We start from the raw sequence: 20424 nt of genomic DNA, 5'->3' as shown, positions 1-20424 counted from the left end.
AAGAATCAATTGCTACATATCCAAGACAGAGGACTGAACCAATTCCGCTATCCCTTCCTCTAACCCCGTCAGACCCTCATCCTCCAGCCACTCCGGCGGGACGAGCAGATAATGGCTGGAGCTGCTCTTCAGGTAGCTGTAGATGATCTGGGCCTCGTCGATCTTGTGGCGGCTCATCTCTTCCGTAGCGGCGGTCTGGCTGCTGCTGCGGAAGACCTCCCGGGCGGATGCCGCGATCATCCCGGTAAGCTGCCCTTCGTTCAGCGCGTCTCTTGCCAGCAGGGTGCGGTAGAGAATCACGCTGCCCTTAATCAGGATCAGCTTATGGGACTGTTCGTCCACCGGCTCCAGCACGATAATATTCTTGTTCGCTCCGGTGAATTCAATCACCTGCTCCTTCTGCAGCAGCGAGTGGACGGCTCCCAGATAATCGCGGAATTTGGCTGCGGTCTCGAAGTCGAACCGCAGCGCAGCGTCCTCCATCCGGGCTTCCAGTCCGGTTACAATTCCGCTGTCCTTGCCTTCCAGCAAGCAGATCATCTCGTCTATGACGGCTTCATACTGCGCCACAGCTGCCTCCCCGCCACCGCACATGCCGATACATAAGCCCAGCGAATGGTTCAGGCAGCGGGAGCTGCGGGCATGGGGACTGCTGCACAGAATGCGCTGTGATTCCTTGATGCCCAGCACCGCTCTCTCCACCGTACTCCGGCTGGTATAGGGGCCATATACAAGGCTGCCCGCCTCTGTACTTGGCTCGTAGCCTATCTCAATCTGCCGGTAAGGCGCCTTGTCCACGATGGAAATATAGCTGTAGGCGAGCGGATTCTTCATTTTGCGGTTATACATCGGCTTGATCTCTTTGATCAGCTGGCATTCCAGCATGAAGGCCTCCAGCTCTGTATCGGTCAGCCGGTAGTCCAGATCGCGGATATGCTTAACCAGCTGCTTCACCTTAGGCGAATGCCCCTTATTATTATAAAAATAAGACTGGACCCGCTTCCTCAGCTGCTTCGCCTTGCCGACATAAATCACATGACCCAGGCCGTCCTTCATCAGATATACGCCAGGCGTCAAGGGCAGGCCGGCGACCTTGTCTGTTAGCTGTGCGGGCATGGCAGCCGCCTCCGTTCATCAGTTTCTTCCGTATCTTTCAAGTATAGACCATGCCGCCGCCACCTGCGACAGGAAAAGCTCTTCCCGGTCCTCCGGCAGAAGCGTGTGACATAACCCACAATGTCTCCCGGCCAAACCCTCTATCATTAACGACATGAACGACAGGCATGAACGTATGCGATCAAGTAAGCTGGGGGGCTGCTGATGAAGTATTCGATCGGTGAATTTGCATCCATTCTTGGAGTGACGGCAGATACACTGCGCTTATATGAGAAACATGATATTGTCCGGCCGATGAAGGATCATCATAATAACTACAGGTATTTCAACGATCTCGATGCACGGAATTTATTGACGAGCAGATGGTACCGGAGCATGCAAATTCCGCTTCAGGATGTGGCCGGGCTGATTAAGGAAGCGCCGTGTGAGCAAGTGATGGAATCGATTGCCGCTGCGGGTATGCAGCTGGAGGAGGAGATCCGGCGCAGCACGTTGCTGCTCGGCAAGATTCAGGAGATTCAGGCGGAGCTGGCGCAGGTCAGCGCATCCCTGTATACGTGCAAGATGAAGCAGGTGCCGGGCATGTACCGGATTCAGCAGACGAACAAGAATCATTTGCTGCACAAGGAGGAGCTCAAAGACACGGTCCAGGCGTGGATGGAGCTGCTGCCGTTCACCTTCTATTCCTTCCGGGTAGAGAATAAGGCAGGCGAATGCGTCTGCGGATTAGGGGATCTGCAGTATAGCTGGGGACTTGGTCTGCTTGCGGAGGATCAGGTGAAGCTCGGGGTTTGCTTGAATGATGGTGTAGAGGTTCTGGAGCCGGCGGTCTGCATCTCTGCTGTCATTGTCAGCGGCCACGAGGATTACCTGGAGCGGGGGGCTTTCGGGTTCATGCTGGAGTATGTGCAGTCAAGGAATTATAAGATTTGCGGAGATATCAGCGGTAAAATTCTGTTCACCGAGCGCACGCGTAACGGCAGCAAAACGTATCTGGAGATTAATATTCCGGTAGAAGCGGAGTAGCATCCGCTCTACTTTGAGAAAAATTTCACATATTGTTCATTGACCTTGGTACTGTACCAAGGTTTACACTGTGTGCGGTAGTCAGCAGTTCTATTAGAGAGAGAAACAGGGCTGCATTAACCACACAGGGGGAGAAATTGATGCGTAAGCAAGCAACAAAGCAAATGTTCTTATTCGCCGTATGTCTGGTATTGGTCCTGTCGCTCCTTAGCGGCTGCAGCGGTAACAATGCCGCTGCACCGGCAGCTTCAGAGCAGCCGTCTGCCTCGCCGCAGGCGTCGCAGCCAGCGGATACAAGTGCTGTACCGGCAGGCTTCAAAGCGGGAACCTATAAAACAGAGGCTGAAGGCAAAGACGGCAAGATTCAGGTTGAGGTGACTCTTGATGATCATTCGGTCATTACCGGAATCAATGTGGTCAGCCAGAACGAAACCGCCGGCATCGGGGTAGAGGCGATCAACAAGGTCAAGGAGGAGATTCTATCCGGCCAGACCCTGAATATTGATGCCGTCAGCGGGGCGTCGGAGTCCAGCAAGGCGATTCTGACCGCTGTGGAGGAAGCGCTTAAGCAGGCGGGCGGCAATGTGGAGGCTTTTAAAACGAAGGCTGTAGTGAAATCGGGAGAAGGCAAGACCGAGCAGCTGTCGGCGGATGTTGTCGTTGTGGGAGCAGGTGCTTCGGGTGTATCGGCAGCGGTATCAGCAGCGGATAAGGGCGCGAAGGTCATCCTGATCGAGAAAACAGCGACGATCGGCGGCGCGAGCAACCTGTCCTGGGCGGGTAAATTTTACAACTCCTCTGCCGCGCTAAGCAGCGGGCTGAAAGTGGAAGTTGAGAAGGAGATTGCTGACTGGATCGTGAATAACCACTGGCGTGTGGATGCGGCGGCGATCCGCCAGTACGTCACGAAGTCGGGCGAGACCTATGACTGGCTGACCGGCAAGGGCTACACCACTACCTTCCTGAACTTCGCCGGGGAACAGCTCCATATGCTGCCTCCTTATGAGACCCGCCAGGAGCTGCTGCGCAAGATGCTTGCAGCATCCGTAGAGAAGGGCGGCGGACAGGTGATCACGGAGGCCACTGCACAGAAGCTGATGACGGGCGCTAATGGAGAGGTTACCGGAGTCGTGGCCAAGAAGTCTGACGGAACTACTCTGGAGATATCAGGAGCGAGCGTGGTAATGGCTACCGGCGGTTATGCCGGGAATAAAGAGATGGTTAAGGAAGCTTTTGGCTTCGAAGGCGTGAACGGCGGGCTTGGGCAGAACATCGGCGAAGGGCTGAAGATGTCCTGGGAGATCGGCGCGAAGGTGCCTGACAACTTCGGCGGGCAGATGCTGCACCAGACGCTGGCCAGAGCTACAGATAAGCTGAAGACGGAGTATGAGCCGTTTGAAGCCAGCTATCCAATGATGCTGTCTTACCTGCCAACCCTGATGAATGTCGGCCCTTCGGGCGCGAGATTCAGAGATGAGGCCGCGACGCTTACAGCGGTAGCGGCAGCGAATACCAGTGCTTTTAACGGAGCGTATCATCTGGTTATTGTCTCACAGGTGCAGCTGGATGCGCTTAAGACCAAGGGGATGAAGGGGCTTCAGGCGCCTAAGCTGCCGGGTATGCCGCCTGAATTCTATGCCTCCTATAAAGACAAGTTCACGCTGGACCAGCCATGGAAGGATGCCGATAAAGTCTTCGAATCCATGGTAGCGAACGGCGACGGCTTCAAGGGCAATACGCTGGAGGAGCTGGCGAAGAATGCAGGGATGGACCCTGCGGTGTTTGCCGCTGATTTCAAGCTCTATGAGGAAGCAGCGAAGACAGGCACTGATACGGAGTTCGGCAAGGCGAAGGAATATCTGGTTCCTATGGGCAGCAGCGGACCGTATTACGCCGTTATTGCCGAGATCAACAACCTCTGTTCGGTGGGCGGTCTGCTGGTCAATACCAAGTTCCAGGTGCTGAATGATAAGCGTGTGCCGGTCAAAGGACTGTATGCCGTGGGCGTAGAGTCTGAAGGGGTGCTATTCAACGATACCTATGTAGGCAACGGCGTTGGACTGGGTTACTCCTTCACCTCCGGGCGGCTCGGCGGCGAGGATGCGGCTGCGGGCGCATTGGCTAAGGAATAGCGCGTTATAAGTAATATTCCTCTTTTTGCCGATAAAGAGTTGTCCTGAACTTTACGCGCGAGAAGAGGAACGTTCGATGTATATTCCCATATCACGAATCAACGCCGCTTCGCTGACCCGCTCACCGCAACAGGCGGAGCACACTTCCGCCGGGTCCTCGCAGCTCAGCTTCCCGGAGATGATGGCGGCTGTGGGAGCGGCAATTGAAGATCAGGCACGCAGAATCAAGGCAAGGTACGGTCTGTCCGTCCGCATTATGGCGGTAGCCAAAGACGGCAGCAAGGGGAAGAAGACTGATGCAGGAGACCGGAGGGATCAGCGAGAGCTTGTAATCGCTCCGAATATTCTGCAGCAGATGAGCAAAGATCCTGTGATGCAGCGTAAGGTATATGGCTACCTTGACGAGTATGTGCGCGAGCCGCACCCCTCGCCCGGCCATAGCCTGATCGTTTACAGGGACGGCACCTCCACGCTTCTTCCTGCCGCCGCAAGACCGGCAGCAGTGCAGGAGATTACCCATCTACAACCCGGGCAACCGGAAATCGCGGGCAGCTTATACGATCAGGACAGGCTGAAGCAGCTCGCGTTCCTCCGGGCCAGGAGAGCAGGCAGGCACCGGTAACAGAGTGTAATCGCAAATAAGATCCCTGAATCCATGTGATGTGGAGGCGGGGGTCTTTTTGTTCGATCCTGCCGTCCCTGAGGCGAACAATAGCCTATCCTCCTGCATAGCATATAGCACCTGCTTGCTATTTGTAAGTAGAAAGGGGGCGTATGGCTAATGGGTATCCAGCTTACTGCGATTCACTGGGTGTATCTGGTGTTTATTGTGTTCATTCTGGCGCTTCTGATCAAACGGCGTGATACAACCATGATCTGTGTGACCGGGATTCTGGCGCTCGGGCTGCTGGCAACGGCGACGCTTAGCGGGTCGGTGTCGGGGATCTTTAACTCTTTTGTCTATGCGACTAAGGAGCTGCTCGGCACCATCATGATTATCTCCATTATCGTGGCGATGAGCCGGATTCTGATTATAACAGGCATTAATGAGACGATGGTATCGCCGCTCACCCGGTTCCTGCGCACACCGGCGATGGCCTATTGGGGAATCGGACTGATTATGATGGTAACCTCGTTCTTCTTTTGGCCTTCCCCTGCGGTAGCGCTGGTAGGGGCGGTTCTGCTGCCGGTGGCGGTCCGGGTCGGCTTGCCTGCGCTGGGCGCAGCGGTAGCCATGAACCTGTTCGGGCACGGGATCGCCCTCTCCGGCGACTATATTATTCAAGGCGCTCCGAAGCTTACGGCGGATGCCGCCGGTCTTCCAGTATCCAGCGTGATGCAAGCCAGTATCCCCCTGGTTGCTGTGATGGGGATTGTCACGACGGTGAGCGCATTCTGGATGATGAAGCGGGACCAGGAGAACGGCACCTGGAGAGACGGTCTGGTCGCTTCCCCGGGAACAGCAGAGCCGCTCGCTGATGCGGGGACGGAGGCTGACCAGCCTGTCTTCATGAGTGACCGTCTGCGCAAAGGTCTGGCTATCGCTATTCCGCTGCTGTTCCTGCTGGATGTGATCGGCATGTTCGTGCTTCACCTGCAAGGCGGCGATGCTACCGCGCTGGTTGGGGGGACCGCCGTGCTGATCCTGATTGCCGTTACCCTGCTGGCCCATCGCGGCCAGGGGCAGGGACTGGAGAAGATCACCGCCTATCTCATAGAAGGCTTCACCTTCGGCTTCAAGGTCTTCGGGCCGGTTATCCCGATTGCCGCCTTCTTCTATCTGGGCGACGCCGCCTTCACCGAGCTGTACGGCAAGGTGCTGCCGGACGGCTCGCACGGCATCGTGAACGACCTGGGCGTGGCCCTGGCCAATCACGTGCCGCTGAACGGGGCGGTAGGCGCCGTAACGCTGACGGTGATCGGCGCGATCACCGGCCTCGACGGCTCCGGGTTCTCCGGCATCTCGCTGGCCGGCTCGATTGCCGGGCTGTTCGCCGCCGCGATCCATTCCGGCGCGGCGACCCTGACCGCCCTGGGGCAGGTGGCCGCCATCTGGGTCGGCGGCGGCACCCTGATCCCGTGGGCGCTTATTCCCGCCGCTGCGATCTGCGGCGTCAGCCCGTTCGAGCTGGCCCGGCGCAATCTGAAGCCGGTCCTGCTGGGTCTGACGGCCATGACGATTGTCGCCATGTTCCTGGTGTAGGCGATTCTGAGCCGGGATCGCCGCATAAGATTGCGCTCTCCAATCCATCCTAGAGAGGAACAGAAACCGAGATGGAGGGGGAAGGATTTTATGAAGCATTACGAATCCAGTCTGCGCACCAACAGTACGGTGGATCAGGCGCACGATGCGGTGACGAAGCTGCACAACGCTGTAACCCAGGCTTCGAGTCATCCGACCGGGCAGATAATAGATCAGGCAGAGAGCAGTCTGGAGCACGCTGAAGAAGCTGTGCGCCATGCCCCGGAAGGTTCAGTCGGCAGACAAGGGGTCGAGCTGGTCCAAGAGAGACTGGAGGAAGAGAAGCGCAGATTGTCTTCGCTGGATGAGCAGGCAGGCGAATTCCAAGATTAAAGCCTGAAGCGGGCTAAGGTGAACAGGCATTCCCGGAGTTGATCCGGGGTGCCTGTTTGCTGTTGATGGTACCCAAGGAGCGAATGGGAGGCCTCTGCAATCATTTGTTATGAAATAGGTTATAAGGTAATGACAAGACCATTCAGGGGAGGTACATACTATGCCAGAAGCAGACAACACCGGTTCATGGAGTCCTCCGGAGACACCGGAGATGCTGTATGCCGCGCTTAAGGAGATTACCAAGTGGGAGAAAGAGCAGAATAGGCTGATGATCTGGGACCGGATTACCCGGCTGCCGTTCAAGCTGCTTGATGCAATTACGCCAAAGGTTATCCACGATAAGGTAGGCCGGCTGCTCGATGAACTGGGCGGCTACATCCAGAACGGCGGCAACTATCTGGTGGCCGGGCGCAAGGTGGGCAAGCTGATGGAAGAGACAAGCCGGGCGGCGGGAGCTCCGGAAGATGGGCCGTTTCCTCTGGCTGTGATGGATGAAGTGGCAATGAAGATCGCGGGGCGAAGCCGGAATACGGCTACGGCCCAGGGGGCGACTACAGGCTTCGGCGGGATTTTCACACTGGCTGCCGATATTCCGGCTGTGCTGGGCCTCTCTTTGAAGGCGATTCAGGAGATTGGCCTCTGTTATGGCTATGATCCGACCGATAAGACGGAGCGGATCTTCACCGTTAAGGTGATGCAGTTCGCCTCCTCCGATGTAGTGGGGAAGCGCACGCTGCTGAAGGAACTGAATCTGCAGGCGGGCGGAGACGGCAATATTCTGGCCGCAACCAAGGAGACCGTCTCCAGGATTCAGGGCTGGAAGGAGGTAGTGACCGTATACCGTGACAATTGGGGCTGGAAAAAGCTGCTTCAGACCGTTCCGGTCGCAGGCATGTTCTTCGGCGCTTACCTTAACCGGAAGACGCTGGAAGAGGTGACGGAGGCAGCGCGGATGCTCTACCGCAAAAGACGGATTATCTCCAGACTGGCAGAGCTGGAGCAGAGATGATACGCTGAGGGTACTGCAGCAGGGCACGCATGGATAGGAGAGAGAAGATGAAACACACAGTTTCACAGCATAACACTCAGGAGTTGATCGGGCAGGCGGAATCCTTCATCACGGCCTGCTATCTGGAACTGGGGTTAACAGAGGGTGAACGGGACCTGCGTCTGGCGGACATACGGGAAGAGGTGCAGCGCACAGGTACATACAGGCATACAGGAGAAGAGCTGGCGCACGGGGCAAGGATGGCCTGGCGCCATAACAGCCGCTGCATCGGAAGACTGTTCTGGCATTCCTTAGATGTGATTGACGCCCGCAGAGCAGAGACTGTAGAAGAGGTGGCGGAGGCGCTGCTGCATCATATGAAGCATGCGAATAACGGCGGCCGGATACGGCCGGTCATTACCGTCTTCCGCAGTGAAGAGGAGCAAGGCCGTGCCATCCGGATCTGGAATCATCAGCTCATCCGTTATGCCGGTTATCCCGATAACGGGGAGCATCCGCGTGCCGGTGATCCGGCTTCCGATGAATTCACTGCCGTTTGCCTTAAGCTGGGCTGGCAGGGCACGGGCGGGGATTTCGATATTCTGCCGCTCGTGATCAGCATCGGCGGGGAGGAACCCCGCTGCTTCCCTATCCCGGCAGGACTTGTACAGGAGGTGCCGCTCAGCCACCCGGAGATCCCTCAATTCACGGAGCTGGGCCTGCGCTGGTACTCCGTTCCGATTGTCTCGGACATGTGCCTGGAGATTGGCGGCATCCGTTACCCGGCAGCGCCATTTAACGGCTGGTACATGGAGACGGAGATCGGCTCGCGGAATTTCGGCGATACGGACCGCTACAACCGCCTGCCTGCGGTGGCAGATCTGCTGGGCTTGGACCGCTCCACGAATACCTCGCTATGGAAGGACCGGGCACTGCTGGAACTGAATCGCGCCGTCCTCCATTCCTTCAAGCAGGCGGGGGTCAGTATTGTGGACCACCATACCGCCGCAGACCAGTTCGTCCGCTTCCAGGAGCAGGAGCAGCAGCAGGGACGGGAAGTGTCAGGCAAGTGGGGCTGGCTGATTCCGCCGATGTCGCCGTCCTCCACGCCGATCTGGAATGATAATAAGCTGCGTGATTTGCAGCTAAGCCCGCGCTTCGTCTACCGGAAGAAGCAACAGGCCGACTCTGGACAGCGTGAGATTGAGGAAGCGAAAGGATGCCCTTTCCATCAGTCCATGAAGAGTGATTGATCAATTACCAATCGTTGCGGGAGCGGATGCTTCGGCATAAGGGGGAAGCCTATATGAATAAGCAATCCGCTAAGATCCGTTTACAGGGAGATGAGACCCTTACTGTGAATCGCCGGGAGCAGATCTTGGAGGCGGCGGTGATTGTTTTTGCCGAGTATGGCTATTACCGGGCAACAACCGCGCAGGTGGCGGAGAAGGTGGGAATCTCTCAGCCGTATATCTTCAAGCTGTTCAAGAATAAGGAGGAGCTGTTCTTAGCTGCACTAGAGCGTGCGTTTGAACGGATTCTCCGTACTTTTGCCGGATTTCGCGCCCCCAAAAAACAAATGCTAGCCGAAGCCATCCAGTTATATGAGCAGCTGATGGAGACTTATCCGAACGAGCTGATTCTGCAGGTGCAGGCAAGCGGCATCCGGGATGAAGCGATCCGGCAGGCCATGCAAGCTGGAATGCAGGAGGTAACCGGTCTGATGGAGAGTAAGTTTACCGCAGCCGGGTTTGCGCATCCTGAGGTGAAGGTCAGCACCTTCCTGGCTAACTCGATGCTGTGCAATATGGCTCTTACGCTGGGTATGCCGGAATTGAAGCCGAAGCGTAAGTAATTTATGGGCCAGCGGGCAATTTGCACAAGATACAAATAGTCACGTTACCCATTCTGTGATACTATTTATTTCTATATCCAATGAGGAAGTGAAGCTTAATGATCAGCATTACCATTCCGTCACCGGAAGTTATTATTTACAAGCAAGCGAACCCTGAGCTGAGCCATATTTACGGATTTACCGATTTCCACCTGATTACCCGTGAAGCCGGCGGCATCTTCATGTTCTACAATGATCAGGACGAGCTGTTATTTGTGGGCAAGGCCCGCAAGCTGAGACCTCGGATCAAGAAGCATTTCGAGGACAATGTATCTGTGATGAAGCCCCACCGCGATGAGGTTACCCGCATTGAAGTCTGCCTCGTCGAAGATCCGGTGGACAGAGAGATCTATGAGACCTACATTGTGAACAAGCTTCGCGCGAAATACAATGTCGAGAAGGTTCTGTATAAATAAGGTTTGACGGAAAAGGCGTGGTCCCTGCGGACTGCGCTTTTTATTTTCCCTGCTCCAAGACCCCGATTCCGCAGCGTTTCCTCTTGTTTTAACTAACGAAATTTGAGACAATAAGGTATTGTTGCTGCTAATGTCCCTGTCAAGGTAAAATAGATAGGTTGAACTTTAATGTTTTGAAAAGAGGATATGAAATGAATAAAGAATCCATTTATGGATTGACTTTGGAGCAATTAACGGCATGGCTGCTGGAGCATGGGCACAAGAAATCCCGGGCCACTGCGGTCTGGGAATGGCTGTACCGCAAGCGGATTACCAGCTTCGCCGAGATGGACGGAATGAATCAGGAATGCACAGCGCTGCTGGAAGAGCATTATGTGTTCCAGACGATGGAAGAGCATGTGAAGCAGGAATCAGCCGACGGTACAGTGAAGTTCCTCTTCCGCCTCCATGACGGCAACCTGATTGAGACCGTGCTGATGCGGCAGAAATACGGCTTGTCCGTATGTGTCACTACTCAGGTCGGCTGTAATATCGGATGCAGCTTCTGTGCGAGCGGACTGCTGGCGAAGAGCCGGGATCTGACCAGCGGCGAGATTGTGGAGCAGATTATGAAGGTTCAGCATTATCTGGATCAGGCAGGCCACGGCCAGAAGGTCACCCATGTCGTGGTTATGGGGATCGGCGAGCCGTTCGATAACTTCCGGCATCTGCTGAACTTCCTGATTACCATCAAGGATCATAAGGGTCTGGCGATTGCCGGCAAAGGAATCACTGTATCCACTAGCGGCCTGGCGGATAAAATCAGAGAATTCGCCGACGCCAATATGCAGGTTAATCTGGCGATCTCGCTGCATGCCCCGAATAATGAGCTGCGGACACAGATTATGAAGATTAACCGGGCCATTCCTATAGAGAAGTTAATGCCGGCGATTGATTACTATCTGGAGAAGACGAACCGGAGAATCACGCTGGAGTATATCCTGCTGAAGGATATCAATGACCGCGAGGAGCATGCGCTGGAGCTGGCTGAGTTAATCGGGGACCGCCGCCAGCTGGCGAACGTCAACCTGATTCCGTATAATCCCGTGGATGAGCATAGCCAGTATCAGCGGAGCAGCCGGGAGTCGGTGCGTGCCTTCTTCGATACGCTGAAGAAGCAGGGCGTCAGCGTCAGCACCCGTCTGGAGCAGGGCGTTGATATTGATGCGGCCTGCGGACAGCTGCGCAGCAAGCAGATCAAGAAGACCAAAGGCAAAGCCGCAGATACTGTGTTACAATAATCTGGCAGTGAATTGAGAAATGAGGAATGCAACTTGTTGACATTTACAAGCTACACCGTGGAGAACGTAAGAGATCCATTTAATATCCTAAGCGGCAAGCGATATGAGTTCGTCGTGAACATTGATGTGCCGGAGGATGATGAGCTGTACGTGGAGAACGGCGTGTCCGCCCGCGTGATTGTCAAAGTGGAAGAAGAGCAGACAAGCATGGTCAGCTACGATCTGCTGGAGACCTCCTCAGGCCAGCTGCTCGATTTCGATATGGAAGAAGATGAGGAAGCGGCGCTGCTTCAGTTCTGTTCGGAGCATGTACCTGCATAGTAAGAGGCGGCAGCCGACAAAGAAAAAGGAACTGCTCATTTCAGCAGTTCCTTTTTTGATGCTTGATTCGCAGAGTACTTAGTTGCTGAATGTGGCTAAGGTTAGCCGCGAGGAGCAAGAGTGAACTTGGTATGCTGAAAAACGAGTACTATTGGCTGGTACAGCGGCATCTGCCCCGAATGTATGTGAAAAACAGCATACATTGTACTCGGATGTAGGTATATGGCTCGAATGTAATCGGTTTTCCGATTACAATCAGCCCGGGAGCCCTCGCGCTGCCAAATGTAATCGGTTTTCCGATTACAATCGCCCCGGAAGCCCTCGCGCTGCCGAATGTAATCGGTTTTCCGATTACAATCGCTCCGGAAGTCCTCGCGCTGCCGAATGTAATCGGTTTTCCGATTACAATCAGCCCGGAAGCCCTCGCGCTGCCAAATGTAATCGGTTTTCCGATTACAATCGCCCCGGGAGCCCTCGCGCTGCCGAATGTATGTGAAAAACAGCATACATTGCGCAGCGCAGGTAATCCCATCCATCCGATAGGATCATTGTATTCAAATGAATTCAATTCCCGGCCTCACTAGCCCAAGCAGCCTTCCACATAATAATGAATCTGCTTGTTCCACCACGGCCAGTCATGGCTGACATCATGGCCCCAGTAGTCGATCCGGGCCGGAATACCCTTCTGCGCCAGCACCTCCTGAAGCAGCCGGGTCTCATGAAGCATCTCGTCCTCATACGCCCCTTGACCGACACAGGCGATAATAGTGCTGCTGCGGTACTGGTTCAGATAATGTTCATCCGTCAGCCCCGGCAGATAATGCAGCGGTGAATTAAGATAGACGTTCCCGCTCATATAGTCGCCGAAGAAGTAGTAGGTGGAGTAAACGCCGCTCAGGGCGATTAAGGTATCGAAATAGTGCGGATAACGGAAAAAGAAGCTGGCGCTGTAATAAGCCCCCATCGAACAGCCGGAGATCAGAATGCGCTGGTTGGTCCCGCCGTTATTCTGTTTGCTCTCATGGAGGATGCCGGGAATCAGCTCATGCGCAATATATTTGTCATACTGCTCATGACGGTGTATCCGGTCCTCATTGTTCCAGTGGGTGGAGAAGAAGGTCTCCTCATCCAGACTGTCACAGGCCCAGATCTGCAGCTTGCCCGCTTCAATGAAGGACGAGAGCGTATCGATCATGCCCGAATCCTCATATTGATAAAAGCGTCCAAGTGAGGTGGGGAAGACGAGCATCGGTTTGCCGGCGTGGCCGTATATTTTATACTCCATGTCTCTGCCCAGGTTGTGGCTGTACTCCTTATGGTAGCTTATCCTCATCCGTTAACACATCCTATCCCTCTTCTTGTTGAATATAGCCTCTAATGTCTCTGACCTCCGATAGCTCGGGGGAACGGAACTGATAAGCGCGGTTGCCCATTGCTCTGCTGAAGACTTCTTCAATCTCGTCATAATTGACAATCTTCCCGCCGAATGCCCGGTAGATGTCCTCATGGCTGTGAGCGTAATGCTTATGATTCTTGCGGCTGGCATAGCCGGTATAATATTTACCTTCGTATGGTCCGCCAACCTCATTGTGCACAACCATGCTGGCCCATTCCTTATACACATTGACATCATAGGCGAAGTTAATGGCATCAGTCATCCAGGCGCCAGGCGGACGCATATTCACTTCCAGGGCAATGATCCGGCCATCCTTGTGCGATTTGAACAGCTCGATATGGAAGAACCGTTCCCGGATGTCAAAAGCCTGCAAAATGCTCCGCCCCGCCTCCTCCACCTCCGGGCTGATCTCCCGCAGACAGAAGTAGTAGAGGTGATTGTCCGTGTTGACGACATCCATCACACTGTTCTCGAACAGGTGGCTGACCGCGAAGCGCACATTCCCGTCCCTGTCCACCAGGCCGTCATAGGTGAGAATAACCCCGTCTATGAATTCCTCAATAATGAAGGCAACATTCTCCGGCTTCGTGTCAAAAAAGTGCTGTAGCTCCTCTTCGTTATTGATCTTATACGTATTACTGGCCCCGGAGCCAAGATCGGGCTTCACCACCAGCGGGAAGCCGGCGCTCTGGATGAAGCTCTCGACGCTCTCACGCGTTGTGCCGGTGGAGAACTGGACGGTGCTTACCCCGCTTTTGCGGAAAAATTCCTTCATCTTGGACTTCTGCTTCAGATTATGGACGAAATCCGACTTGGTGCCGTAGATGTTAAAGTCCGTACGGATGGCAGCATCCTGCTCCAGCCAGTATTCGTTCAGCGACTCGAAGCGGTCAATCTTGCCGTATTTATGGGTGAAATAGCCGACAGCCCGCAGAATCTCCTCATAGCTCTCCAGATTGCTTACCTTATAATATTCGGTCAGTGCCGATTTCAGCTTGTCCTCCAGCTGGTTATAGGCTGCATCGCCAATCCCGAGCACCGTGGCCCCCTGCTCCCGCAGATGCGTACAGAATTCAGCGCTGTTCTTGGGGAAATGCGGGGAAAAGAAAATAAAGTTCATGCAGACCGGCCCCTTTGACTAAAATATAATTCCGAGTTATTTTGTATGATTAATTCAATCTACCAGCTTCGCCAGTATCCGTCAATCCTCTTCGTGCTATTTTTGCTGCAGGGTGCGGTTGAGCCGGGCGAGCAGTCCGCTGAAGAGTCCGCAGTCCTCCGGGGACCAGTCCTCGAAGATCTCCCCGTAGCGCGCAAGCCGGATGTCCCGGGCCTCGGCGAAGGTCTGTGCACCAAGCGCAGTTAGCTGAAAATAGCTGGAGCGCCCGTCCTGCGGATCAGGCACCCGCTCCACATAGTTCTTCGCCTCCAGGACGCTTGTCTGCCTGCTGATGGTAGAGGTGTCAAGGCCGAATTGTTCGGCAAGCGCCTTAACGCCTACCTTGTCGTGCGTCGACAAATGCTGGAGCAGGGTATACGAGGAGCGGTCCAGACCGCCATGCTTCTTATCCAGCGAGCCGTGGCGGATCAGCGTAATCAGCTCCTGGTTCAGAGCTTCGAGGTGCTTGTCCTTCTGTTCGTCAGCCATAGTTAGATTCCGTCCTTTACCGGTTACTTTGTCATATGTCTCCCTAGTATAATTGATAATACCGGCCTTATGCTAAGGCCGCCTGATATTCTCGCCTCATTATGAAAGAAGCATGAAATAAGTCACATTGACTTTCAAACATATAGTTGTATAATACACATATATTAAATTTATTGTATCATACACCTATATTAAGGTGAACCGCAAAATAGAGGAGAGAGCGCCCTTGAGCAGTCCGGCGGCAAAACATTCATCATTCTGGCTGATTATTCTGGCCATTTTTTTCGGAAATTTCATGGCTATTCTCAGTACAACCACCATTAACGTAGCGTTCCCGGTCTTCTTGAAGGACTTTCACGCCGGGATCAGCACCGTACAGTGGATGATTACCGGCTATCTGCTGGCTACCGGCGTCATTGCGCCTGTGGTGGGTTATTTCGGGGATAAATGGAGCTATAAGGTTCTGTACGTATTCGCCCTGTCGGGCTTCACCTTGTTCTCGGCACTATGTACGGTGGCTTGGAATATTCACTCACTGATTACCTTCCGCATTATCCAGGGAATATTCGGCGGCCTGATTATCCCCACCACCATGACGATGATTTATCAGTTTATCGACAAAGAAAAGCAGGCCTTCGCCATGAGCCTCTGGAGCCTGTCCTCGATGCTGGCGCCTGCCTTCGGCCCGACACTCGGCGGCTGGCTGACCGGATACTTCGGCTGGAAATCGCTGTTCGTGATTAATCTGCCGATTGGCCTGATTGCCATTGCCGTAGCTCTGAAGTGCCTGCCGTTCCAGCGGCAGAACACCGGGAGCAGAAGCTTTGATCTGCCGGGCTTCGTCACAGTCATTCTGAGCAGCGCGTTCATTATTCTGGCCTTCAACAAAGGGGGCGCCTGGGGCTGGACGTCATGGAATACCCTTACCCTGCTGCTGGTCGGGGCGGCGGCCTTAACGTATTTCATCCGCAGGGAGCTTTCGCTCCAGGAGCCGCTGCTGAACCTGCAGGTCTTCCGGCAGAGCCGGTTCACCTACAGCTTGATCATCAACTGTATTATCACCGTTGCGTTATACTCGGGGACCTTCCTAATCCCAGTCTTCCTGCAGGATATCCAGCAGTCCACCCCGCTGAAGACCGCGCTGGTGCTGCTGCCGGGCTCGATCGTGATGGCTGTACTGTCCCCCGTGGTCGGCAAGCTGTACTCCCGGATCGGCCCGTTCTGGCTGATCCTGGGCGGCATTCTGCTGCTAAGCGCCTCGACCTGGGAGCTTGCCCACATCACGCTGGCCGTGACCCATACCCGTGTAGCGGTGCTTATGGCGGTGCGCAATGTCGGCATTGCACTGGCCTTCATGCCGGTGACCAATGCCGGCATGTCGGCGGTGCCAAGAGCCATAACAGGCCATGCCTCCTCTGTAACCAACTGGGTCCGCCAGGCTACAGGTGCCTTGTCCATTGCCGTATTCAGCTCGCTGCTCGCTTCCAGATCGCTGGCCCATCAGCAGGAGCTGGCGGACGGGACGGCCCGGGCAGCGGGTTCTCTGCTGAAGGCGCAGGGGATGACGATGGGCGTACAGGATATTTTCCTGATCGCTACGGCAGTGGGACTGCTGGCTATTCCGCTGACCTTCCTCCTGCGAGGCAGTAGCGGCAAGCCCGCAGCTGCCCCTGCTCCACAGGTGGAGACTTGAAGCTGTGACTCTGCCGTAAATACTCCTTTATCATGCGTTATAGCGCTTTCTCTTCGCATGTTGGGCGATTATGAGTTAGAATACTATAAAGCGAGCAAATAATAGGAGTTGTATACATGTCTAATAATGACGAAGTGTTTTTGACTAAAGAAGGCTTGGCTAAGCTGGAGGAAGAACTGAGGGAACTCAAGGGAGCAGGACGCAAGGAGCTTGCAGCCCGGCTTAAGCTGGCGATCAGCTACGGCGATCTGAAGGAGAACAGCGAATACCACTCCGCCAAGGAGGATCAATCCTTCATGGAGACCCGCATTATGATTCTGGAGAAAATGCTGATCAAGGCCCAGATCGTGGATGCCAGTAATATGGATCTGAGTACAGTCAGCGTAGGCTGCATCGTTATCCTTAACGATGTAGAGTACTCGGAGAAGATCGAATATAGAGTGGTTGGACCGGCGGAAGCCGATGTGCTGGACAACAAGATCTCCTACGAGAGCCCGCTCGGCAAAGAGCTGATCGGCAAAAAGGTAGGCGATATCATCAGCGTCAACGCCCCGATGGGGATCATCAAATACGAGCTGCTTGAGATCAAAATGCTGTAAATCGAAGAACTAACCGGAATCCCGTGACCTTAATTTAAGGGTGCGGGATTTTTTTAAAAATATAAGAAATTATATGTTGCACACGATAACTTATCCTTCTATTTCTCCCTGAAACGGTCCCGTCCTTTAAAAGGACGGCAAAGCCGTTTCCACTTGTAGATGAAGATAAGCGTGTAACCATTTCCATTTTCTGTGGTGCCGCGTCAGCGGCATGGATGGCTTTGTGGGGTTATTTTGTATAGTCTTGGGTACGTACGTAGAATTCAGTAGTTTTGCCTATCGCAGCCATATATCATCCATGCTACCGCAATCCATGCGGACTGGGAGGCCGTTATTTCAGACGTTTGGGCTATTCTGCACGCTCGGAGGACTGAGGTGCTCTTAACTAACTTATTTGCTCTTGTTTTCGGCTCGTCCAGACCCAATAACGGCCCCTCAGTCCGCAATAGCAGGATAGGTGTCTTTTTGGCAATATAAGAGACTCCCAGTCCGGCAATCACCCGAATTATTTATTTCATGCACCAAAAAACCGCGAAGCCGTGCTGCTGCGCGGTTGTTTGGTTGGGAATGTATGCAGCGGGCTGCCATAGGCAATTGCTATCAAGGATATTGCTTCCTTGTCTTAGACGCTCCCTGCTAAGGAGGGTTATAGTAGAAATAACTACTACATAGAGGAGTCCTGGCTTGTGATTCAGACTGTACTCACGACACTTGTTGAGGTCATCGTACCGCTGTCCATTCCGGTGGCCGCCGGAGCGCTGCTTGGACGGTATAAACAGCTCGATACGAGGCCTCTGCTGACGCTGTACCTGTATTTTCTCAGTCCGGCTATTATTCTCGACACGCTGGCTACGGCAGATATCTCCTTCGATGATGTCTATAAGACACTCTCATTCTCGCTGCTGAACCTGTTCCTCTTATGGGGTGTGGCAACGCTGATCGGCAAAATACTGAAGCTGGCTCCGCCGGAAGCCGCCGGCCTTACGCTCATTTCCACCTTCACGAACAGCGTCAATTACGGCCTGCCGCTGGTGCTGCTGGCCTTCGGCCAGCTGGGCCTGGACAAGGCATCGGTCTACGTCATCGCCCAGATGGTGATCGTGAATACGATCGGCGTGTATTTTGCCGCCCGTTCACAGTTCTCTGTACGCAGCGCGTTGAAGTCAGTCTTCTCGCTGCCGGCCATCTACGCCGCCATTCTGGCGCTGCTGCTGCGGGCGCTGGGTCTGCATATGCCGCATGAGCTGGCCTCGGGCGTATCCATGGCCGCCGGAGCGTATTCGCCGGTAGTGCTCGCGATCCTCGGTGCGCAGATGGTGAAGGTCCGCGCAGCGCATACGGAGCGTAATGTGCAGCTGGCCTTCTGGACAGGGCTGACCGTCCGGCTGGTGCTGGCTCCGCTACTGGCCGCGCTGGTGCTGCTCGCCCTGAACATCACAGGCCCCCTTTTCTCGGTGCTGCTGATTCTGGCTTCCATGCCGGTGGCAGTCAATTCCGTCGTCCTGGCCGAACGCTTCGGCAGCTCGCCTGCGCTGGTCTCGCGCTGTATCGTCTGGACGACACTGGCCTCCTTCCTTGTCCTGCCCGTGCTGATTGCGGCGGTGGGGGGATAGGCCCACGGGCCGATTGTATGCGAAAAACAGCATACAATTTGCTGGCACGGGGTACGCGGACCAAATGTAATCGGAAAACCGATCATAATTGGACTGGGTGCGCCGCATCAGCCAAATGTAATCGGAAAACCGATCATAATGGGACTGGGTGTGCCGCATCAGCCAAATGTAATCGGAAAACCGATCATAATGGGACTGGGTGCGCCGCATCAGCCAAATGTAATCGGAAAACCGACCACAATGGGATGGGGTGTGCCGCGTCAGCCCTCAGAAGTAATTATTAAGACACAGGCACTTCACTCATCAGTGCATGTACATTTTGATCAGGGTCTTGAAAGAACGTCATCCAGGTTGCGGTTTGACCCATCTCAGCTACTTTATGCGGCTTGTCCAGGAAATGTACATTCCGCCTGGCCAACGTTTCGTACGATGCGTGAATATTGTCAACCTGGAAATAGAACACCGAGCTGGGATGATCGAACCGCGCGTCTTCAGCAATGCTCAAGACCAGCTGAATTCCGTTACACTCCAGGAAAGTCATGTTTGGGATCTGAAATAACAGGTTGAGTCCTAGAGTATCTTGATAGAAACGAGTGGCAGCTTCCATGTCATGTACCCGGATAGATATTTGCCCGATGCCTTTAATTTGAAATTCTGAATTCATATAAATATCGCTCCCTTGTGTAGGTTGTATGTTCCACGCTGTAAATGTAACATGTGCCGATGAAGCATTACTTTTCCAAAATCACTTTTTTCTAAACATCTGGGGCGATAATCCCGTTCTTTGTTTAAACACTTTATTGAAGGAAGAGACATTGTCGAAGCCAATGCTTAGGCTAATCTCGGTTACACTGTTTTCCGTTTGAGAAAGGAGACGCTGTGCTTCAAATATCCTTTTTTCGAGGATGAACTGGTGTGGTGTTCTTTTGAAAAGGTGACGGAAGTTGCGGATCAGATGGTTTTTAGAGAGACATGCGACTTTGGAGACTTCTTCAAGAGACACGTTTTGGTTGTAATACGCATGCAAGTACTCGTATGCTACGGTTAACCGCCGGAACAGCTCCTCCCTGGTGGCCGGGCGCGTGCCGGGGACGGTATTAATTTCTTGAGCCATCTTCTGATGGACGTTAAGCAGTGCTTGGATTAGATTGTGATACTGTTCATCGATCCAGAGATTCTCGCTGCCGAGTACAGGCAAGGAATTCTTGAAGTTCTCGATAAGTGGAGTGATCAAGTGACTATGACGGTATGACTTTGTATAAAATTGCAGCGGGTGCTTAGATTCTGAGAATGGATCGTCCAAAGACTTCTCTGCTCCGACATGAATAGCTTTAAGAAATTCTTCAGCATAACCTGCCTTGAAAAATACACAAAAAGAGTCGACCTCTGTGTCTGACTCAATGTCTATTCCGTACGGCTCCCCCTCATTTAAAAGGAGATAGCCCTCTTCCTCCACAGCATAATGCCCGAGCTTTGTTTTGTAATAGGCACGGCCATTCCGAAATGTCTTTATCGAAAGGGGGCCAGCGCCTTCCCAATGATGAGTTTTACTTCTCGCTTGCAGAACGAAGTTCCGCTGGAACAAAGGGAATCTGGAGGTTCCCATCTATAGAGCTCATCCCCTTCCGCGGCTTGTTCATTCCATTCTACAATAAACCTTATTCATAACAAAGAAGCTCCCTCTTCATCATCTGAAGGGGAGCTTCTTGTGTCTTCCGTGGAGTTGG

General features: G+C 53.9%; 20 protein-coding genes. 14 read left to right on the top strand and 6 right to left on the bottom strand.

Annotated features, from left to right (window positions below; all coding sequences use genetic code 11):
• Positions 1 to 12 precede the first annotated feature (12 nt).
• Positions 13 to 1116, bottom strand: coding sequence for a GIY-YIG nuclease family protein (locus NSS83_RS18175; RefSeq protein WP_341183422.1), 1104 nt, complete (start codon positions 1114 to 1116; stop codon positions 13 to 15).
• A gap of 204 nt (positions 1117 to 1320) precedes the next feature.
• Here NSS83_RS18175 and NSS83_RS18170 point away from each other — a divergent pair, with 204 nt between their 5' ends.
• From NSS83_RS18170 to NSS83_RS18120, 11 genes are all read left to right on the top strand, one after another.
• Positions 1321 to 2142, top strand: coding sequence for a MerR family transcriptional regulator (locus tag NSS83_RS18170; RefSeq protein WP_341183423.1), 822 nt, complete (start codon positions 1321 to 1323; stop codon positions 2140 to 2142).
• A 140-nt stretch (positions 2143 to 2282) separates the two neighbouring features.
• Complete coding sequence (locus NSS83_RS18165) at positions 2283 to 4274, top strand: FAD-dependent oxidoreductase (protein ID WP_341346197.1); 1992 nt, start codon at positions 2283 to 2285, stop codon at positions 4272 to 4274.
• Positions 4275 to 4350: 76 nt separating this feature from the next.
• A complete protein-coding gene (locus NSS83_RS18160; protein WP_341346196.1) occupies positions 4351 to 4896 on the top strand; it encodes a hypothetical protein in 546 nt (181 codons plus the stop codon).
• A 159-nt stretch (positions 4897 to 5055) separates the two neighbouring features.
• Entirely contained in the window at positions 5056 to 6477 is a 1422-nt protein-coding gene (locus NSS83_RS18155) for a hypothetical protein (RefSeq protein ID WP_341183426.1), read from the top strand.
• A gap of 90 nt (positions 6478 to 6567) precedes the next feature.
• Entirely contained in the window at positions 6568 to 6849 is a 282-nt protein-coding gene (locus NSS83_RS18150) for a hypothetical protein (RefSeq protein ID WP_341346195.1), read from the top strand.
• A gap of 160 nt (positions 6850 to 7009) precedes the next feature.
• On the top strand, positions 7010 to 7858 hold the full coding sequence (locus NSS83_RS18145) for an EcsC family protein (RefSeq protein WP_341183428.1): 849 nt from the start codon (positions 7010 to 7012) through the stop codon (positions 7856 to 7858).
• Positions 7859 to 7905: 47 nt separating this feature from the next.
• Positions 7906 to 9090 (top strand): nitric oxide synthase oxygenase, encoded by a 1185-nt coding sequence (locus tag NSS83_RS18140; RefSeq protein WP_341183429.1) that lies wholly within the window; start codon positions 7906 to 7908, stop codon positions 9088 to 9090.
• Between the two features lie 53 nt (positions 9091 to 9143).
• The gene (locus NSS83_RS18135; RefSeq protein ID WP_341346194.1) at positions 9144 to 9692 is read left to right on the top strand and encodes a TetR/AcrR family transcriptional regulator; all 549 of its coding nucleotides are present in this window, start codon (positions 9144 to 9146) and stop codon (positions 9690 to 9692) included.
• 98 nt (positions 9693 to 9790) lie between these two features.
• Positions 9791 to 10147 (top strand): nucleotide excision repair endonuclease, encoded by a 357-nt coding sequence (locus tag NSS83_RS18130; RefSeq protein ID WP_036722768.1) that lies wholly within the window; start codon positions 9791 to 9793, stop codon positions 10145 to 10147.
• A 191-nt stretch (positions 10148 to 10338) separates the two neighbouring features.
• Positions 10339 to 11427, top strand: coding sequence for a 23S rRNA (adenine(2503)-C(2))-methyltransferase RlmN (gene rlmN / locus NSS83_RS18125; RefSeq protein ID WP_341183431.1), 1089 nt, complete (start codon positions 10339 to 10341; stop codon positions 11425 to 11427).
• A gap of 33 nt (positions 11428 to 11460) precedes the next feature.
• Positions 11461 to 11748 carry a DUF6509 family protein gene (locus NSS83_RS18120; RefSeq protein WP_341183432.1) on the top strand — a complete coding sequence of 96 codons (288 nt, stop codon included), beginning with the start codon at positions 11461 to 11463 and terminating at the stop codon, positions 11746 to 11748.
• Between the two features lie 580 nt (positions 11749 to 12328).
• Here NSS83_RS18120 and NSS83_RS18115 read toward each other — a convergent pair.
• The 3 genes from NSS83_RS18115 to NSS83_RS18105 all read right to left on the bottom strand — a co-directional run bounded on the left by NSS83_RS18115 (position 12329) and on the right by NSS83_RS18105 (position 14792).
• Complete coding sequence (locus NSS83_RS18115; protein ID WP_341183434.1) at positions 12329 to 13081, bottom strand: alpha/beta hydrolase-fold protein; 753 nt, start codon at positions 13079 to 13081, stop codon at positions 12329 to 12331.
• Between the two features lie 13 nt (positions 13082 to 13094).
• Positions 13095 to 14264 carry an ATP-grasp domain-containing protein gene (locus NSS83_RS18110; protein ID WP_341183435.1) on the bottom strand — a complete coding sequence of 390 codons (1170 nt, stop codon included), beginning with the start codon at positions 14262 to 14264 and terminating at the stop codon, positions 13095 to 13097.
• Between the two features lie 96 nt (positions 14265 to 14360).
• Positions 14361 to 14792, bottom strand: a complete 432-nt coding sequence (locus NSS83_RS18105; protein WP_341183436.1) for a MarR family transcriptional regulator — start codon at positions 14790 to 14792, stop codon at positions 14361 to 14363.
• 226 nt (positions 14793 to 15018) lie between these two features.
• Here NSS83_RS18105 and NSS83_RS18100 point away from each other — a divergent pair, with 226 nt between their 5' ends.
• The 3 genes from NSS83_RS18100 (at position 15019) to NSS83_RS18090 (ending at position 18697) form a co-directional block, all read left to right on the top strand.
• Positions 15019 to 16485: an MDR family MFS transporter gene (locus tag NSS83_RS18100; protein WP_341183437.1), complete on the top strand. Its 1467-nt coding sequence runs from the start codon at positions 15019 to 15021 to the stop codon at positions 16483 to 16485.
• 116 nt (positions 16486 to 16601) lie between these two features.
• On the top strand, positions 16602 to 17084 hold the full coding sequence (gene greA, locus NSS83_RS18095; RefSeq protein ID WP_036691918.1) for a transcription elongation factor GreA: 483 nt from the start codon (positions 16602 to 16604) through the stop codon (positions 17082 to 17084).
• A gap of 686 nt (positions 17085 to 17770) precedes the next feature.
• On the top strand, positions 17771 to 18697 hold the full coding sequence (locus NSS83_RS18090) for an AEC family transporter (protein ID WP_341346193.1): 927 nt from the start codon (positions 17771 to 17773) through the stop codon (positions 18695 to 18697).
• A gap of 280 nt (positions 18698 to 18977) precedes the next feature.
• Here NSS83_RS18090 and NSS83_RS18085 read toward each other — a convergent pair whose 3' ends face one another.
• The gene (locus tag NSS83_RS18085; RefSeq protein ID WP_341346192.1) at positions 18978 to 19361 is read right to left on the bottom strand and encodes a VOC family protein; all 384 of its coding nucleotides are present in this window, start codon (positions 19359 to 19361) and stop codon (positions 18978 to 18980) included.
• Positions 19362 to 19442: 81 nt separating this feature from the next.
• Positions 19443 to 20303 (bottom strand): AraC family transcriptional regulator, encoded by an 861-nt coding sequence (locus NSS83_RS18080; protein WP_341346191.1) that lies wholly within the window; start codon positions 20301 to 20303, stop codon positions 19443 to 19445.
• Positions 20304 to 20424 lie beyond the last annotated feature (121 nt).

It is taken from the genome of Paenibacillus sp. FSL H3-0469, assembly GCF_038051945.1.
GTDB lineage: Bacteria > Bacillota > Bacilli > Paenibacillales > Paenibacillaceae > Paenibacillus_AQ.
The sequence above is the reverse complement of the archived record's forward strand: the minus strand, read 5'-3'. Positions and strand labels throughout refer to the sequence as shown.

Bases quoted from the DNA above. Each gene is read 5' to 3' on its own strand.
- NSS83_RS18175 (WP_341183422.1), bottom strand. From the start codon at position 1,116: ATGCCCGCACAGCTAACAGACAAGGTCGCCGGCCTGCCCTTGACGCCT.
- NSS83_RS18170 (WP_341183423.1), top strand. From the start codon at position 1,321: ATGAAGTATTCGATCGGTGAATTTGCATCCATTCTTGGAGTGACGGCA.
- NSS83_RS18165 (WP_341346197.1), top strand. From the start codon at position 2,283: ATGCGTAAGCAAGCAACAAAGCAAATGTTCTTATTCGCCGTATGTCTG.
- NSS83_RS18160 (WP_341346196.1), top strand. From the start codon at position 4,351: ATGTATATTCCCATATCACGAATCAACGCCGCTTCGCTGACCCGCTCA.
- NSS83_RS18155 (WP_341183426.1), top strand. From the start codon at position 5,056: ATGGGTATCCAGCTTACTGCGATTCACTGGGTGTATCTGGTGTTTATT.
- NSS83_RS18150 (WP_341346195.1), top strand. From the start codon at position 6,568: ATGAAGCATTACGAATCCAGTCTGCGCACCAACAGTACGGTGGATCAG.
- NSS83_RS18145 (WP_341183428.1), top strand. From the start codon at position 7,010: ATGCCAGAAGCAGACAACACCGGTTCATGGAGTCCTCCGGAGACACCG.
- NSS83_RS18140 (WP_341183429.1), top strand. From the start codon at position 7,906: ATGAAACACACAGTTTCACAGCATAACACTCAGGAGTTGATCGGGCAG.
- NSS83_RS18135 (WP_341346194.1), top strand. From the start codon at position 9,144: ATGAATAAGCAATCCGCTAAGATCCGTTTACAGGGAGATGAGACCCTT.
- NSS83_RS18130 (WP_036722768.1), top strand. From the start codon at position 9,791: ATGATCAGCATTACCATTCCGTCACCGGAAGTTATTATTTACAAGCAA.
- rlmN (WP_341183431.1), top strand. From the start codon at position 10,339: ATGAATAAAGAATCCATTTATGGATTGACTTTGGAGCAATTAACGGCA.
- NSS83_RS18115 (WP_341183434.1), bottom strand. From the start codon at position 13,081: ATGAGGATAAGCTACCATAAGGAGTACAGCCACAACCTGGGCAGAGAC.
- NSS83_RS18110 (WP_341183435.1), bottom strand. From the start codon at position 14,264: ATGAACTTTATTTTCTTTTCCCCGCATTTCCCCAAGAACAGCGCTGAA.
- NSS83_RS18105 (WP_341183436.1), bottom strand. From the start codon at position 14,792: ATGGCTGACGAACAGAAGGACAAGCACCTCGAAGCTCTGAACCAGGAG.
- greA (WP_036691918.1), top strand. From the start codon at position 16,602: ATGTCTAATAATGACGAAGTGTTTTTGACTAAAGAAGGCTTGGCTAAG.
- NSS83_RS18085 (WP_341346192.1), bottom strand. From the start codon at position 19,361: ATGAATTCAGAATTTCAAATTAAAGGCATCGGGCAAATATCTATCCGG.
- NSS83_RS18080 (WP_341346191.1), bottom strand. From the start codon at position 20,303: ATGGGAACCTCCAGATTCCCTTTGTTCCAGCGGAACTTCGTTCTGCAA.